The following is a 17,938-nucleotide window of genomic DNA, read 5'->3' on the forward strand; positions in this document are numbered from 1 at the left end:
GGATAAGTTTTGGGTCACGGTTAAGTCCATTGGGCTATGGTTTGTTATCTGTATAGTGTAAAATGACCTACGAAGTCACGTATTTCACCTGTTCTATCGGTTTCGACAATGAACCAATAGTCTCCTGCAGGAAGTTCATTACCGTTGTAAGTTCCATCCCATTTCTCACCGGCTCGTAGGGTTGCTACTTTACGGCCGTATCGATCGTAAATGGAGAATACCAGATTCGGATAATTTGGGGCACATCCTATGGTCCATCCATCTTGTACACCATCTCCATTAGGAGTAAAGTAATTTGGGATACATATATCTATAAAATCTTTTTCAATTATGGCAACGGCCATACATCCACTACTATCGGTCACGATTACCTCAAAGGTTCCTGATTCTGTGATGGTGAATGCACTTGTGCTTCCATAATCCACACCATTAAAGGTGAACACATATTCCCCATTACCACCAGATGGATACGCTATGATTTCGTTTAGCTCTCCTTCTACTAGCGACAGTGCTACGGAAGTAAATGGATCAATATCGAATAGCTCCGTAATTCGCGTACAGCCATTGGTATGCCTAACTGTAATATGATTACCTACGCTTGGAGGTATATTGGTAAATACATTACTAGATTGGAATGGGCCATCGTTCAACGAATATTCTAGCTCGGCAACATTGACAAGATCTTCGTCCACGTTTACGGTTACCGAATTGACAGAGACATTATCCACACATAAAATTTCGACATCAATGCTAGGCTCTATAAATACGGATTCCGGGAAGGTAATATTCCATTCAGACTCACATCCCAGACTATCACGAACATAGACGATATGATCTCCACCGCCCAAGTTGTCAAAATCGAAAATGGTCTGATCAGGACCTCCTGTAATATACTCTCCGTTGTAATCATCCAGGCTCACACTATAAGGAAGTGTTCCTCCTTCGATATCAATACTGAAGAATCCATCTTGGTCCCCTTCACATATTTCCGGAATAGTAGAATCGGGAATGATAGCAATTAAGACGGCCGGTGGCTCCTCAACTTCAAAATTGAAGGTTAAGAAACAACCTAGTTCATCTTGAACGATCGCATCATAGTTTCCTGGGGCGAGATTTTCGAATACATTGGTTTCAAAATACTGATCCAATCTCGGCGAAATCGCATATAGGATCGTACCTGTTCCACCCTCTGTTAAAACTTCCAATCTTCCATTATTCTCGCCTTGACAAATTACATCGGTCACCTCGAAAGTGGCATCCAAGGCATTATCAGGTTCCGTAATCGTAATGATTTCGGAGGTAGCTTCGCAATCGCCGCTTTCTACATACACGACATACGTGCCCGCTGTTAATCCGGTAAATACTCCTGGGCTATCTTGATCGGCAGGAATGGTATTTCCATTCGTATCCTGCAAGACATATACATAATTACCAAGACCCCCTTGAGCAGTCGCCACAATAGATCCATTGTTATCGCCTGTACAGTTAATCTGTGGATTGGTAGACAGCAAGTCTATTTCCAATTCTGGAAGTGGATCGATCGTAATTTCATTGGAGACATTGGCGATACATCCGTTGTCATCCCTTACATAATAGGTATAAACACCTGGAGTAACTGGTATGGTCACCGAGGTTACGAAAGTTCCCAAGACCAAGGTAAAATCTAAACTATCGCTATATTCATAAGGACCTGTTCCGCCAGTTGCACTTAATGTTAGTGCTGCATCTACCTCGCAAGTTGGTGTTGCGTCCACAACTAAGCTGGACACAATTGGATCGGGTTGGCCAATTACAATAGGCACAGACGTAAGTATACAGTCGAATCCATCTGTAATCGTCACCGCATAAATACCTGCTCCCAATCCTTCAAATACGTTTGAAGCCTGAGGTCCTGAAGTTGATGGTCCGGGATCTATCGCATTCAAAGTATATAAATAATTACCTCCTTGACCTCCGGTAACATTTAGAACGGTTATCGATGCGTCTTGGTCATTAAAACAGGACAATGTGGTTGTACTCGGAATGAAATCCGCATCGATTGGATCCGGCTCTAGAAGTTCTAGTGCTTCTGATTCTATACATCCATTTGCATCCCTAGTATTTACTACATAATTTCCTGCACTCAGGTTTTCAAATACATTGTTGGATGAATATGGAACGGTAGCATCTCCTGTTAATTCATATTCGTAAGGGCCTGTTCCACCACTGGCCAATGCAGTGATAACCCCTTCATTATTATTACAGGTTACATTCGCCGTCTCTGTGGCATCCAATGCCAATGGTGTTGGTGGTGAACCAACGGTTACCACATTGGTATCGGTTGTACAGAATGGTGTTTCTGTCTCCACTATGTTCACCGAATAGTTTCCAGCGGGTAGTCCTGTAATCGTCTGTGGATTTGTTGATGTATTGGCCGCAACGGGAGCTCCAATAGGTGTACCTGTTCCATCCAGAAGTTGGTATGTATATGCGCCCGTATATCCGGAAATGGTCAGGGATAATTCACCATCGGAGTCCCCAAAACAATCATTTTGTTGGGTTACGGCCAATGTAGCATCAATTTCATCGAATGGGGGCACTTCAAAAGCATCTGTTAAGAAATAACAGTTGGTATCTAGGTCATTTACTTGATAATAATAGGTGCCAGGTCCGGGTATATCAAATACATTGGAAGCCTGAACGGCACCATCTGGTAAAAGCTGATATTCAAAATTACCAGATCCGCCAGTCACGTTTATGGCAACAGACCCTGTTTGATTACAATCTATTGGGGTCACGATGGTAAATGAGGTCGCTGTAATCGTGGGTAAAGGATCTATGGTTACGGTATTGGTTGCAATACAGTTATTTGCATCCTTCACATATACGGTAATTACCTGCACAGCTCCAGTATCCAGAACCTCGAACACATTGGTATCGAAATAGTTGGTGCCATCAATACTATACGTATAGGTAGCAGTACCTCCATTTTCAGTAATCGTAATGGTCGAAGTAGAAGGGGTATTATCTGCAGTACATACAAAATCTGTTGCCGTTGCATTTGCTTCCAATAACAAAGGCTCTCCTAGGGGCACATCTGCCGTAGCAATACAATCTCTTCCTGAAGTTACTTGTACCGTATAGGTCCCCGCTGTTAATCCGGTAAAAATATTACTGGTTTGGGGAGGAGCCACTATCGGTGCTATTATTTCGTAGGTATAAACAGGGTTGTCATTTCCGGGAAGCAATTCAACGATAATTTGACCATCGCCACCACCTTGACAACTAACGTCGGTCACGGTGGTATCGAAAGTTACCGGTATAGCACTATCTAAAGTTACCGAAACATCTTCGGTACATGAAGTAACCGTATCCGTTACAGTAATAGTATACGTTCCTGAGGGAACACCAGAGAACACGTTACCCGTAAGAACAATCGTAGGAGGATTGGGACTAATGGCATAGGTATAATTTCCTGTACCCCCATGTGCAGTCACTGTAATTTCTCCATCGTCGTCGTCGCAGCTTGGCAAAGCTGTTACAGCAGATGTTAGTCCTAGAGGTGATTCAACATCAACTGTTACTAGGTTTCCGCATCCATTGGCATCATTTACTTCTACCGTGTGCGTTCCTGAAGACAATCCTGTAATGGTAAATGGGAACGTTTGCGCCTGAAATCCACCACCATCAATACTAACACTATAGGGAGGAATCCCTGCAATGGTCAATGTAACATCGATTTCAAATTGTCCCTGCACCGTATCACATTGATTCGTTGTTAAGGCATCTATAACAGGCTCTGGATCTGAATCCACTACTTGTACCGGGCTTGTAATGATACATTCGTACGCATCCATCACATGCACGTAGTAACTCCCAGCGTCTACATTGAATGTATTTGGTGTATCCCAAGATGGGTCTGTTGGTGCTGGCGCTCCGGGAGTGGTGGTTATTTGGTATACATAAGGCGCCGTTCCGTTTTGTGCTACGGCACTTACCACACCTGAACTTGGATTACAGTTGGCATTCTGATCTACAGAAGCTGTAAGGCTCAACAATATGGCAGACTCGCTTATTGAAAATGGCGCTGTAGCCACACCACAGCCTGTGTTTGGCCCTGTGGTTTCCTCTATTAATACAAAATAAGATCCGAATGGTAAAGGACCCAAGTCGTTTACAACTAAGGATCCTCCAGCTGGAACCGTTCCGGCACCTGCTATTCCCGTTGAGATTAATGTCAGTGAATCGAAAATTTCATAGGTAACATCTACGGCCGAGGCATACGAGCTATTCACCGTAAAGGATACGTCCCCATCGTCGCTTCCTGTACAAGTGACGTTATCCGAACTCTCCGCCGAAGTGGTCAATGTAGAGTTGGTTGGAATAGGTGTCGTAGCTGGTTCATAGTAGCTGCACATGGTAGATTCGTCATATACTATAAATGTATACAGGATTCCAGGTGTTAAACCGGTAAATGTTGCAGATTGACTCCCAGGTGCATCCTCTGGTATCCATGAACCGGGAGGGTTCGGATATACCGAAATTGGGCCCTGGTAAATTGTAAACCAGAAAGGACCCGTACTACCCAGAATTGAACTTACGGTTACCACGGCTTCACCTCCTAAAGTACAGTCTACAGTACTCGCAACTGTAATATCCAAATCATCTGGTGGAGACGCAATTAACACATCTTGGAAAAGCACGGAACATCCGTTAGAATCGACTACATTGATTTCATATAAACCAAAATCGATCACATTAAAGGTAACTGAAGTGGTTCCAGATGCATTAAACTCGGATGCCGAGTAACCATTGGACCCCGTTACAAAGTAGTTATATGGTGCTGTTCCACCTGTAACGCTATTAATTATTATCGATCCTTGAGATGTTCCTCCTGGAAAACAGGTGATATCGATAGTGGTGAAATCTACCACTATAGGATCTGGCTCCGAAATGGTTATTGTTTCCGTATCCATACAAGAATTGGCATCGGTAAGGGTTACGGTATAATCCCCCGCCGGCAATCCTGTAGTTTGTGTTCCATAATCGGTTCCTGTAGTATCGTTGAAAACATTAATCAAAAATGGAGGTGTCCCTGCTGTGGGATCAAAAGAAATGTCTATGGCCCCATTTTCATCCCCATTACACAAAATGGGTTGGGTTTGCGTAATAAGATCAATAACCGGTGGCACCACTGGATTAATGGTTACAATTGGCGAGGTGGCCTTACAACCACTGGCGTCAGTTACTTCAAATTGATACGTGCCAGGGGTCGTAGTGGTATAAATAAATGTTGTGCCCGTAGCCCCTAATGGACTATAAGCTCCTCCATTTATCGACACTGCATAGGTGTACGGTGTTGTTCCGCCAGCAATGGTCCCGGTGATTGCGGCATCGGGTGTTGGCGTACAATCTGGTGAATCCGATAATACGGCATCCACAGTTAATTCTGGAGCAATTATTTCAGCAGGCAAGACTGTTTCACATCCAAAGGCATCCCTAACTGTTATGATATAACTCCCAGGGCCAAGATCTGAAAACACATTACTCGCCTGAAATGGACCTCCATTTAAACTGAATTCGAATGGAGCTTCCCCAGAGGTCACATCAACAATAATGGTCGCATTGTCACCTGTGTCATAGCAAATATCAGATGAGGTACTAATTGAAGCAACAGGCGGATCCGGAATTACCAAGTCGAAGGTATCAGTAACGGTACATCCGTTAGCATCCTCAACCGAAATGGAATAGGTTCCAGCTTGGGTTAAATTAGTAAACGTATTACTGGATTGGGTTGGCAAAACAGTGGTATCAGGAAGTGTAAGTGTATAACTATATCCACCCCAACCTCCTGTGGCATTTATAATGGCACTTCCGCTTGCAATACAAGTAATTGGAGATACGTCCAAGGTAATTGCCAAAGGATCTGTAGGTTCATTAACTACAGCCGTGGCAGTAGCATCGCAATTTGTCGTAGTATCTGTAACAACTATTGTATAACTGCCAGCTGTTAGGCCGGACAAAACAATGGGAGACGTTCCCGATACGGGTGCTCCGCCATTAATTGTATATTCAAAACTAGTCGTTCCAGATACCGTGTATTGTACTGTTCCATCTGCGGCACCCACACAACTAACATCATTTATAGTTTCAGCAAAAACGTCGATGACTGGTAATGGCTCAATGGCATACGATTCGACATAGGTACATTCGTTTGCATCCCTTACTTGAAACGTATATACATCTGGAGCCAATCCTGGAAAAATGTTTGAAGTTTGATAGGGCGTAGCTGCTGCCGCTGGCGCAATAATTTGATACTCCAATGGCGCAACACCTCCTGTGGTTCCTGTAATAGTAACGGTAACTAGATTTGTTGGACATGTCACCGGAGAATTGCTAAACATAAGATCTGTAGGTGGGTCTAGCGGTGGAATGGTTATATCATTAGTAACCGCTGTACAATCGTTGGCGTCCATGATCGTAATCGTGTAGGTCCCTGCTGTTAATCCAGAAAAAGTTGGACTTGACTGAAAGGTAACCCCATCGATACTATACGTATAAGGAGGTGATCCTCCTACTACATTGGTGACCGTAATGGTCCCATTGGTGGTACACGTGTAAGGAGTGGTTAGTTCGGCAACCCCTGATATTGCAGTCGCAGCATCTATGGTTACTGTTTGTGGTTCTGAAAGACAAACAGATGGACCCGTGGTATACTCTACCACCACATCATAATTTCCAGCCGCAAGGCCTGTAAATACAGGCGAGCTAGAAAAAGTTGCGCCTCCATCTATACTGAACTGTAAACTATTTCCATTTGCATTGGTCACATTAATGGTAATGATTCCAGTATCCCCGGCATCCGCACATAAAATATCTGTCGTTTCTACATTGAATTCGGGAGGTGGCGTAGCTTCGATAGTTATTGAAGTTTCCGCACTACAGTTATTGGAGTCTACCACCGTAATATTATAAACACCCGGGGTTGTGACTACAATTTCTGGAACTGTTTGAAATATCGTAGTACTATTTACAAAATAGAAATATGGAGGTGTTCCTCCTACTGGATATACCGTAATTTCACCATCAGTACAAGTTAATGGGATAGTGATTGCAGCTGTGGTCGTGAGCAAGTCAGGCTCCACAATGGTAAGATCTTCAGTATGTGTACATCCATCTTCCGTTTCTACGACCGCAGTATAACTTCCCGGGTTCAGGTTGGCGAATTCGTACGTATTTTCCACAATGGGACCCACCGCATTTACTAAAACACCCCCTGAGTAAAGAGAAAAGAAATATTGAGGCTCTGCGTCATTAGCCGCTAGATTGATACTTCCCTTATCTCCAAAACACAAAGGTTGCTTAATAATAGATGAAACCGTAAAATCTCTTGCTCGTACCAACACATCTGGCACTGTAAACAAACATGCTCCCGCAGGAACGCCTACTTGTTGAATGTAAACAGTATACAAACCAGGCGTGGTAACAGTAAATACGTTACTGCTTTGAAAGTTGATACCATCCAAACTATACTCATAATTACTAGGGACATTTGTTACCGTAATCGTTCCGGGAGTAGTACAAATAATATCGGTTGCCTCCACAACTGGATCCAGTAAGTTTTGGTATACATTGAAATAAAATTGATTGAAACATCCGCCGTCATAGTTTATAGTTAACCTATACTGCCCAGCAGTATCTGCGATATAATCAGCACCCGTTCCCACCTGATTCCAGGTACAGGTATTATCCTCATTTGCACAATCGGGATCTCCAACTGGCGGACAACTGGATTCGTCCAATCGTTCCCAAATTATGGTTACCGCACTGGCAATATCGGTTGTAATTTCCCTGAAATCATCTTCACCACACAAATAGATATTGGGTAATAGCTTACCGTCATTCGGGCAGGTAACCACCTCATCCGCGAAGGGAATTACGGGGTTAGTAATACTTGCGCCATAAAGCTCTACCACATATTCCTGAACAATGGATCTACATGGAGCGATGGCATTATTAAAGGAGTAATAGGTGCCGGTTGCTGTAACCGTAATAGATTGACCTGTTCCTATAACTGGGGTTCCAGTAGGACTTGTAGACCAGGTGTAAGAATCATATCCATCGGCAGCGGTTAACACCATGCTATCTCCACAAAGAATTTCGTTCTGTGTAAACACACAATCGTCAAGGTCTGCCAAGAAATTGGTAGCCTGTGGTGTGATAAGACATCCTGTATTCGAACTGTGACTGGGATCGTCGGTAATGATAAAAGTAGGGTTTAGTGTTCCTTGGTAGGTAGCGAAAGCCTGGTTATTGATGATATCTGAACAAGCTTCGGCCAATTGCTGGCAGGTATCCACCACTTGCACTTCAATTCGGATTTCATACACGGGGTCATTTTCTTCGACCAAATAATCTTCGATAGCAAATACGAGTTCCCTAGTAGCGGGGTCATAACTCTGCACGGTAACGCCAGCTGGCAGCACTAAGTCCGTGGGGTGATTGTAAATAATATTAATTGGGAGAATATCCCGAATCGTAAAATTCGTGGCGTTATCGTTTCCTGTATTCTGGAAACCGATAACATAATTCAATTCCTGACCTAAGTTGACGGTTTGACCGCCAATGTTGTTTCCGAATTCATCTTCCACAATTTTCGTAAGTACAATATTCGGTTCAATAATCTCTACGGCAAAGGCCAAGAAGTATTGAAAATAAGTATCTCCGCTGGTTTCCAAACGCACAGTTGCCGAAGTGGCGTCGTTGGCAATCACTGTGTTCCCCGGATTGGGGACACTCATAACACCTGTATCGAACCCAAGCGTATTGGTACTATTCGGATTTCTATTATCCACAGGGGTCGCACTCAATTGGGTTACAGAACTATTGAAATAATTAGTTGCTGGTCTGTCTACGGTAGAAAGCACAGTGCTATTCAGTAATAAACGGTCCCCAACAATTGGCTTATCCCCCTCTAAGGTTGCAAAAGCGAAGTTGGCTCTTACTGGTGCTGGTGCTGGGACGGTTCTAAATCCATCAACAGGGATATCCAAATTAGGGTTATTTCCTGGGACACTTATGGCGCTAAAACCATCAAAGCTGGTAATGGATTTCCCAGGAAGGGTTGGGTCTTCATATACTACGAAGAGGGACCAACCTGCAGAATATCCTGTTCCATTATACGGGTCGAAAGTACCTGTTTCACCTAAGGCACTGGATACGTTCGCCAGTGTATACGTACCTAAATCATTGGGGAGGTTGGTTACAATATCGGTTACATCGGCATAACAAGCATAAGGGAAGCTATCACCACCATCCACAGAAGTTCCGTTTGCATCAAAAATTACTGTTCCAGTGATATCATTGTATCCCCCGGTTGGGCCTTTAAATTTTACACTGGTGAACGGTTGATCTCCTTTGGTCACCGCTCCCCAATAAAGGCTAGCGTGCCTAATGACATAACAGTCCGGATTTGGGATCTCCAAATCGGCACTGGAAGAACTGAAAGTAGTAGGATCCCCATCAATATCGATATACTGCATATCTACATTATGGTTATATGTAGAATTGTCATTGTAAGGATTATTGTCGGGACCTAAAATGTTATTTCCAATTAAAACAATGTCTCCTTTTAGGTCCTGATCGAACCTAGGGGTAAAAGGGACAAAATTTTGAGCATAAGCATGTAAGCCTAAAAACAGGAATATAAGGAGTAAGGGGATTCTTTTAATAGTAGGTTTGTTCATGGCGATTAGTGTTTTGTTCTAATATCTCCTAAATCAATATTAATATGTGGGGGCTGTGTTTTACTTTCTTATGTCATGGCTAATTTTCAATTTTAATAATGGTTGTCTTTTGATTGTAAGCTTCATTGGATTTGTTCTCCAATGCATTTTCTGCCGCATTTATGCTATTGAATTTCTTGGAATAGATGTAATATTCACTAGTATTAACATCATAAAAGAAATCCACTTCTTTGTATCCAGATGAAATTACCTGAACCAAAAATTTGTCACGTTTTAGCACATCACTATGTACGGCTAGTACCAGATAGTATCCACTTTCTGTATTCTTTACGTTTTTGAGAATTTGAATGTTATCACTTCGGTCCTTACCATAATCATAATCATCCTCGGTAAGAACGGTTTCACTTGGGGTAACGGATTGCCTTAGACTATTTAAGGTTGTCCTGTCTTGTGTATACCTATCTTGATCATTGTCGTATTCTGCACGCTTAATTCTTCGCTTACGCTCAAAATCGGTAGCAATAGAGATTTGTTCTAAGGAAGAAACCAAAGATTCCCTTTTTCTTATAGCTTCAGCTTGTTCTGCCTTCAACCTAACTAACTCATTTTGATAATAGATATTAGTTTCGTCTGAAGGATCATTAATGGTCCTAACACGGTCTTCCAACAATGATTCTAATTGTGCAATTTTCTTTTTATTTCTCAGAATAACTGTATCCAAGTTAATTTTCAGGAGTTCAATAGCTTGATTCTCTGCCGTAACACTCTTGAAAGGTTTAGGTTCTACATAGATGTTTTGCTCACTAAGATCATTTTCCTCTTTTAATTCCCTCAAGTCTTTCTCCTTTACAGCAACTGCATCTTCCAGTTTGTTCAGTAATTCCGTTTGTGCTCTCCTGTCCTCCTGGGTTTGTTCGGTCAGCTCACTTATGGATTTGCCAATAGCATCTGTTGGATTTTTAATTAAATTGTCTTTTGCATTCCTTTCAGCTTCAAGTCGAGCTTGTTCCTCAGCAGCAAGTCGAGCTTGTTCTTCGGCTTCCTGTCGGGCTTGTTCCTCAGCAGCCAATCGAGCTTGCTCTTCGGCTTCCTGTCGGGCCTGTGCCTCAGCAGCCAATCGGGCCTGTTCTTCGGCTTCCTGTCGGGCTTGTTCCTCAGCAGCCAATCGGGCTTGCTCTTCGGCTTCCTGTCGGGCCTGTGCCTCAGCAGCCAATCGGGCCTGTTCTTCGGCTTCCTGTCGGACTTGTTCCTCAGCAGCCAGTCGGGCCTGTTCTTCGGCTTCCTGTCGGGCCTGTGCCTCAGCAGCCAATCGGGCCTGTTCTTCGGCTTCTTGTCGGGCTTGTTCCTCAGCAGCCAGTCGGGCCTGTTCTTCGGCTTCTTGTCGGGCTTGTTCCTCAGCAGCCAGTCGGGCTTGCTCTTCGGCTTCTTGTCGGGCCTGTGCCTCAGCAGCCAATCGAGCTTGCTCTTCGGCTTCCTGTTGGGCTTGTTCCTCCGCAGCCAATCGGGCTTGTTCTTCGGCTTCCTGTCGGGCCTGTTCCTCAGCAGCCAATCGGGCTTGCTCTTCGGCTTCCTGCTGGGCCAACTCTTCTACTGAAGGTTGTACAGGCTCCTTCACTACTTCTTTCTTTTTGGCGCTCTTTTTCCTTCTGCTTCTATTAGGGCTAATTAAGCCAGATAAATCATCGTCCCTGCTATATTCGTAGTAATTGTTATTCTTAAACCTATAAGCTAAGGTAATTTCATGGGCTGCACCCAAATTGGTAAGACCCACAATCGGTCTTTCATAATTGTATTCTAATGCAATTTGAGGTGTCACATTAATTCCAAGCCCTCCCGATGCTCCATACATGGAATTGTATCCTACCTGAGCCCAAATTCCTTTTGGTACGGTAAGCATAACTACTCCAGATAAAATGGTTTCATCCTTTTGAAATTCTGATCTTGCCAAGGCTGAAAATCTACTCTGACCGAAAAATCCATATCCGTCAAAATAGCCCGTGTACATCATATGTCCCTGAATCCCTTGTTGTGGATTATCCTCTACCAATGCCGAAGCGTTGAAGTTGTAGGTAACAATATTATTTAGGGAAATCCCGAAATCCATGAATCCGGTTCCGTAATTGAATCCTGGATGAATGGTTAGCAGGAAATTTGAAGGGATATTATTGAGCGCTGGATCATCAATATTGGTGACTACTTTTCCAGTATCCAATCCGCTTTGATAGGCCCCTACGTTAATTCCAAATGTAAAATTACTGTCTTCTTGAGCCCTGATGTTATAGGCAAAATTGAGGATTCCTCCAAAGGTGGTGAGCACTCCATAATTTTGTTGGTACAATCCAACACCAGCACCAATGTTCTCTTTTATTCGACCTGAATAATTGAAGAAATAAGTGAGTGGGGCATCTTCTACCGCAACCAGTTCCCTTTTGTTGGTAACCGTTATATACTTATTTTGTTCACGTACAAAACTGAAAGTGGGTTGCGCTACAAACCTGTTGAACATTAGTGAATTTCTAGCGGGAATATTAAGTGCCACCACACCATCTTCCACCTGCGCACAGACTGTCTGCATGAAACAGCAAAATAGGGCGATATGGAAGACAAATCGTTTCACGTTACTTTACAATGGTTATTGATCCTTTTTTAGGTTCTTGTCCTTCTGGCACGATCATGTAATAATAGATTTGGTTTACACTTCCATAATTAAGTTGATCTTCAGGCCAGTTGTTTTGATAGTCCTTCGTACTCAGCACCACATCTCCTCTACTGGAGTATATTATTACTTCCGTATTACTGCCACTTACATAGGGAATGGGAATTACCCAAGTATCGTTGATACCGTCCCCATTTGGGCTGATAAGATTTGGAATATTGGCAACTTCGGGAAAAGGGTTTATAAATTCTTCCACCTGAAAGAATAGCTCATCGGAAATAGGACATGTATTGCTTTGTGCAATCATGACACTATAAAAACCGAAGGTCGTTATGTTCAATACACTCTGGGTTGCACCGGGTATGGTTTCACCATCCAGATACCATTGAAATTCAGGGTTTACGGCATCTGTGGTTACCGTAGCTACAAGGGTATCCCCTTCTTCCAGCAATGCCACATCTGGAACATCAAGACTACTTGTGAAGTCGCCTGTTTCTAGGTCTATAGTGCCTGTAGCTTCACAACTGCCAAAATTTACTACTACAGCATAGGCTCCAGAAACATCGGTTTCATAGGTTTGGCTAGTAGCGCCTGGAATGGGAGTGCCTTCTTTAAACCATTGGTAACTATTTCCTTCAACCGTACTCAACACAGTAGGGCCATCTGCCGCACAAAATGGGTTTCCTAAACTGGAAACGATGGTAGCAAAGACTTCATCTTGGGAAACGGCTTCAGTTATCGTTACCCGATTCGAAAAAGAATTGGATGTACAGCTTCCATAATTCGTTTCAACAAAATATACCCCTTCTTGGGTCACGGATAATGTCGAACCTTCGGACACAAAAACAAAAGTGGTAGGGTTCACTTCCTTAAACCAATTGTAGGTTAAGGAAGGATAGTTTAATGGTGAGTCATTGCCATCTGAACCTGGATTGTCTATCGTTAGGAGATAGCTCCCTCCTGGGCAGTAACTGGCTTCTGCCACAAGATTGTTAATGGTAAACGGACTATCCTGTAATTTATAATATGCTGAAAAACTTTCTGATGGTGTACTCGATGCTACCGGATAGCTACTTTTTACCCGTACCCTGTAACCTTCGCCCCCTGTTGTAATTGGCAAGGAGAAATCGATGGACGCAGGAGATGTGCTTATGGTACCTGGATTGGAGGTAAATACAATTTCCGCTTCATCAAAGTTACCTTCGGCATCCGACAACTCGACAGTAAACTGATTGGATGGCTCTAAAGCCGATGCTGGATTGAACACAAAGTTTACTGTGAATGAATTGAAAGATTCATTGGCACAGGCCTGTGTGAACTGCAGATCTGGAGTCCCAATCACTATCTGTGCTTCTAATGATGCCATATTGGAAATCGCACAAAAGAGCAGACAGAAAGAAAGAAATTTTAGATAAGTAGTTTTGGCCATCCAGATGATTTTAAGTGTTTATAGGCAATGGGGTATGCTATAACCTTACATCTGGGGCCTTACCAGACATAAGTCAGAATATTTTTAGATATATGTTTTTTTTATTCCTCAGGAAGGCTGCTGGCTATAATTTTATTGATTCGTAATCTAAAATCCGGGTCATCCATGTTTTTCACATCAATGAAAGTCTCTGAATCCATTCCACGGGAGTACACATTACCAAAGGCACTATTCCCATACCAGTTTTCGAGATCTTCATTATTGGATACATTTTCGGTGAAAATATTTCCTTTACAATTATTGAAATACATATTCGTGAATCGCATGTTACGCAGGTTCTCATCATTTATCTGAATTTTGTTATCCAGAATTACTCCAGGATTAAAGCCAGAAAAAATACTTTTATCAATGGAAAATGATGCTCCTTCCTTCACATACATAGCTTCATGAACAAGTCCAACTTTTGTATCCGCCTCCAAATTTTTACTAAGAACCATAAGAGTAAGGTTCTCGGCGAAAAGGTAAGTCCCTTTTTTCTCAGGATCTATTTCTTCCTTTTCGTTGTATGAAGCCAAATACACACTGCTGGCTTCACCTGAAGTGGTATGATAGGGTGATTTAACTGCAATAGAATTCGTCAACAAGGCTTGTGCGCCATAGTTGAATATAAAATCATTACGTTTTGCCCTAAAGGATACAAGTTGGAATAGAATAGTATTCCCACCAAGTACATAAAAGGAACTTCCTTCGCAATAAGACACCATTATATTTTCAATCACCGTTGCATCACCAACACCCGCTAAGGTGAGGCCGTTTAAGTAACCATGATTTTTGGTGCGTTTCCCAGCATATTCTATACGAACATATTTCATAATACCGGAATCGCTTTCCACATTGTCTCCACCATAACGTATGGCATCCATAGCTGGAGGTTTAAGTCCATAATCCAATGCCCAGGAATTGCCTGTTTTGTTTACTGGTGCATTTCCTAGCACGAAAATGCCTCCCCAATCTCCTTTTTTCTTGATCCCTCTATTCGATGTGAAGATGATGGGATCTGTTTGGGTTCCTTCGGCCATGATCTTCGATCCATCGCTAATAATTAACGAAGCCTTAGACTTATAATCACCAAGTATCACTGTACCTGGTTCTATAGAAAGGGTAGTGCTATCGGTCACAAATACATCTCCCAACAATAGATACGTTTCCTTTTTTAGCAACTTGGTATCTTTTGTAATTGATCCGGAGAGAATCTGAGTAGGTTCTGGGTATTCGTTGGCGCTCGAATTGAATTCGGTCCAAATACTTAACCAATTTTCATTGCCATATATTCCCTTTTCCTGTTGTGCAAACAAACAGAGAAGAGGAAAAAAAAGGATAAAAATTGTCAGGGGGTAGTTTTTGTCCATATGCAATCAATTATGTTAAATACTTCATAAACAAGATTATAAATATACTTCAAATTCCATGAAATGCAAATAAATACGATGAAATACACAAAATTTAACATAACGAGTACAATTCCTTTAAATTGCGTAGGAAATGTTAAATTTAAAAGTGTACCTTTCTAATTAGTTAAAATCGTCGTAGGTATGCAATGCCTTCAAGGTTTCTTCGTAGAATAAAATGGCCGCAATTAAATTACTCTTGTCTGAATAAGGCAGCACAATTCTTTGAAACTTCAAAGTGTTCTGAAAATAAGTAGTCGTGGCATTCGTATTTTCCTCTAGGGCAATACGGTTTTCCTTAGTGTCAGGAATTCCCAATGAACTCATGGTAACACCTGGTTTTGTTGCGAATGCAATATTTGGTAGAATCTTAATGATTACCTCGATGCGCTTATTGTACAATTGTAACAATTGACCTTTTCGCATCCTTTCAAGTTCTTCGCGCTCATGATATTTACTAATGGCGACATCACCCGAAATAATTGAAGGTTGTTTCCCATTTTTTTGAGCAACAGCAAATGTTGTGCACAGCATTAGCACAACAGTGAGTAGAGTAAGTTTTGATTTTAAGTTCATAATAATTTAGATTTAATAGTTGGGGGCAATAGGCTTCTACGCATCAATTCTACAATTAAATCCTATAAAATGCAAATTTCATCGATAAAATACATTTTTTAACATAATAATAAGTAATTTCCTACGTTGCATCGTTCAAAAACACATTTTGCGCTCGCCTATGAAGGTATAGTTTCAACCATGCAATGTACCAAAGGAGGTTCTATCCTTTGTATGGAATAAGACTTTTAGATATCCGTTTAGACCTTCAATAAACGTTTGGTGATTTGTATACCATTCTCCGAAATAATGGTTACGAAATACAGTCCAGTTGTCCTGCTACTAAAATCCAATGTGGTTTGGGCATTTGAATCCTGCTGCAACAAAAGCTTTCCGGTATGATCATACACCCATATCTTAAAATGGCCAAGATTAGTCTCAATTATTGCATTTTGGACAACAGGATTGGGTGAAATAGTTACAAAAGCAGGAATATCATTTTCAGAAATCCCCAGGGTTCCTCCAATTATTTTTATGGAGCCATCCGGTTCGAAAGGATCCGACCATTTTTCATTGGTGTAGATGTCAGATCCCGTTAGTGTTCCCAAAAAAGCGACCAGGTTTTGTTTTTGCTCTTCCGAAAGATTGAGCTGCTGCGGATTTCCGTTGGCATCCGTTAATCGTCCATCCAGACTTGTGTTTTCAGGATTATCTGGAATACTATTATAATGGTTAACCACATCTATGAGACTGGTAAAACTACCATCGTGCATTAATGGGCTATTTAAAGTGCCGTCAGGATTTACGATATCCCTTAGGGAGGGTGCCCGTGTATTCGTTAAATCTATTTCACCAGGCATGCCAGCAACTGTGATCACACCATTGTTCTGCGTGTTTTGGGTAATGGAAAATTCTGGGGGAATATGACAGCCCGCGCAACCGGCACCTGTTCCCGGAGTGTTTATGAACAGGTCCTTCCCCATATTCTCCTGTGGCGTAAAGTTTGGAAAGGGCAGCGTAAAGTTGTCAACCTGTGCAAGCCCCTCATCGAATCTAGAATCGAAAGATTGCATGCTCCTAATAAATTGTGCAAGGGCCAATTGCATTCGGTTCTCGGTGATTTCCATGTCGCCAAATGCAAATTCGAAAAGGGTGTTGTAATAATCAATTCCTTCCAAATGATTTATAAGGTCTTCAAAATCGGGGTCGCCATTGGTGCCGCTGAAGCCCATTTCTATAGGATCCTGAATGGGTTGGCTGGTCTGGTTCTCCAAAGTTTCTGCCCTTTCATCCCAAAAGAAATGAGCCTCACGTGAAAATCTTGGATTGATCAATCGCATAGAATGTCTTCCCGTAACTCCATTAACTCCTGTACTTTGAACACTTGGATCACCGAAAGCACGCTCCTGAATATGGCAACTAGCACATGCGATGGTACCATCTTTAGATAGGTTTTTATCGTAGAAAAGAACACGGCCCAATGTAGCTGTCCTATCATCTATGGGATTGCCATCAGTATTATCGTGTGTAATATAGTCTGGAACATCCTGATTGGCATAATTAAATAGATTATCCAAATCAATGGTTGCGCTTATGAATATCCATCCAAAAGCCAATAGAAGGAGTGAATTTGCAAATTTATTTTTCATTAGGGCTATGTATTCGACTTCACCCGAAGATAGTAATTCATGTGGAATTCCAATAAGTTGAAGCATAAAATGAATCCATATCAACCAAAATTTGGCATACTGTGCATAATTAGCGCATCAATTATCACGTATAAATAATTGTATATTAGTTAAGTAATATGTCGCCTATGTCTCATACTTCGGAAATAAAGGAGCTTATAAAGGATTATTTTCATTCCGGCAAAATCTACAGAATGAACCTGGAAGAAGTGGTGACCCTATGTGAGCATCTGGATAATTTGTTGCACTTGGTCGATGGTGTTGAAATAGAGTTAGGGATGACACCAAAAGAGATTAGGGATATGCTGGGAGATCCCATTCTCGAAGTGGACAATAGTTGGTTTTATCCTTCCGTTTTTGAAAGCAATCACTACCGAATTCGTTTTAACAAAGACCTTGTTGAAAAGACCGACTTCGTAACCCTTAAAATTACTTAA

Annotated in this window: 7 protein-coding genes; 1 reads left to right on the forward strand and 6 read right to left on the reverse strand. The window is 42.0% G+C overall.

The genetic code is table 11. The annotated features are described in order from the left end of the window. Nucleotides 1–44: 44 nt before the first annotated feature. The 6 genes from AC6JAD_RS05240 to AC6JAD_RS05265 form a co-directional block, all read right to left on the reverse strand. Nucleotides 45–9,725 (reverse strand): T9SS type B sorting domain-containing protein, encoded by a 9,681-nt coding sequence (locus AC6JAD_RS05240; protein WP_497866099.1) that lies wholly within the window; start codon nt 9,723–9,725, stop codon nt 45–47. A gap of 79 nt (nt 9,726–9,804) precedes the next feature. Continuing rightward, entirely contained in the window at nt 9,805–12,342 is a 2,538-nt protein-coding gene (locus tag AC6JAD_RS05245; RefSeq protein ID WP_461302191.1) for a PorP/SprF family type IX secretion system membrane protein, read from the reverse strand. 1 nt (nt 12,343) lies between these two features. Further along, entirely contained in the window at nt 12,344–13,810 is a 1,467-nt protein-coding gene (locus AC6JAD_RS05250; protein ID WP_461302190.1) for a T9SS type B sorting domain-containing protein, read from the reverse strand. A gap of 101 nt (nt 13,811–13,911) precedes the next feature. Then, a complete protein-coding gene (locus tag AC6JAD_RS05255; RefSeq protein ID WP_461302189.1) occupies nt 13,912–15,219 on the reverse strand; it encodes a beta-helix domain-containing protein in 1,308 nt (435 codons plus the stop codon). 162 nt (nt 15,220–15,381) lie between these two features. Continuing rightward, nucleotides 15,382–15,834, reverse strand: a complete 453-nt coding sequence (locus AC6JAD_RS05260; RefSeq protein WP_461302188.1) for a hypothetical protein — start codon at nt 15,832–15,834, stop codon at nt 15,382–15,384. Nucleotides 15,835–16,073: 239 nt separating this feature from the next. After that, nucleotides 16,074–17,462, reverse strand: a complete 1,389-nt coding sequence (locus AC6JAD_RS05265; RefSeq protein ID WP_461302187.1) for a cytochrome c peroxidase — start codon at nt 17,460–17,462, stop codon at nt 16,074–16,076. A 167-nt stretch (nt 17,463–17,629) separates the two neighbouring features. Between AC6JAD_RS05265 and AC6JAD_RS05270 the strand changes: the two genes are divergently transcribed. After that, a complete protein-coding gene (locus tag AC6JAD_RS05270) occupies nt 17,630–17,938 on the forward strand; it encodes a hypothetical protein (protein ID WP_461302186.1) in 309 nt (102 codons plus the stop codon).

This window comes from Aureisphaera sp., assembly GCF_059726885.1.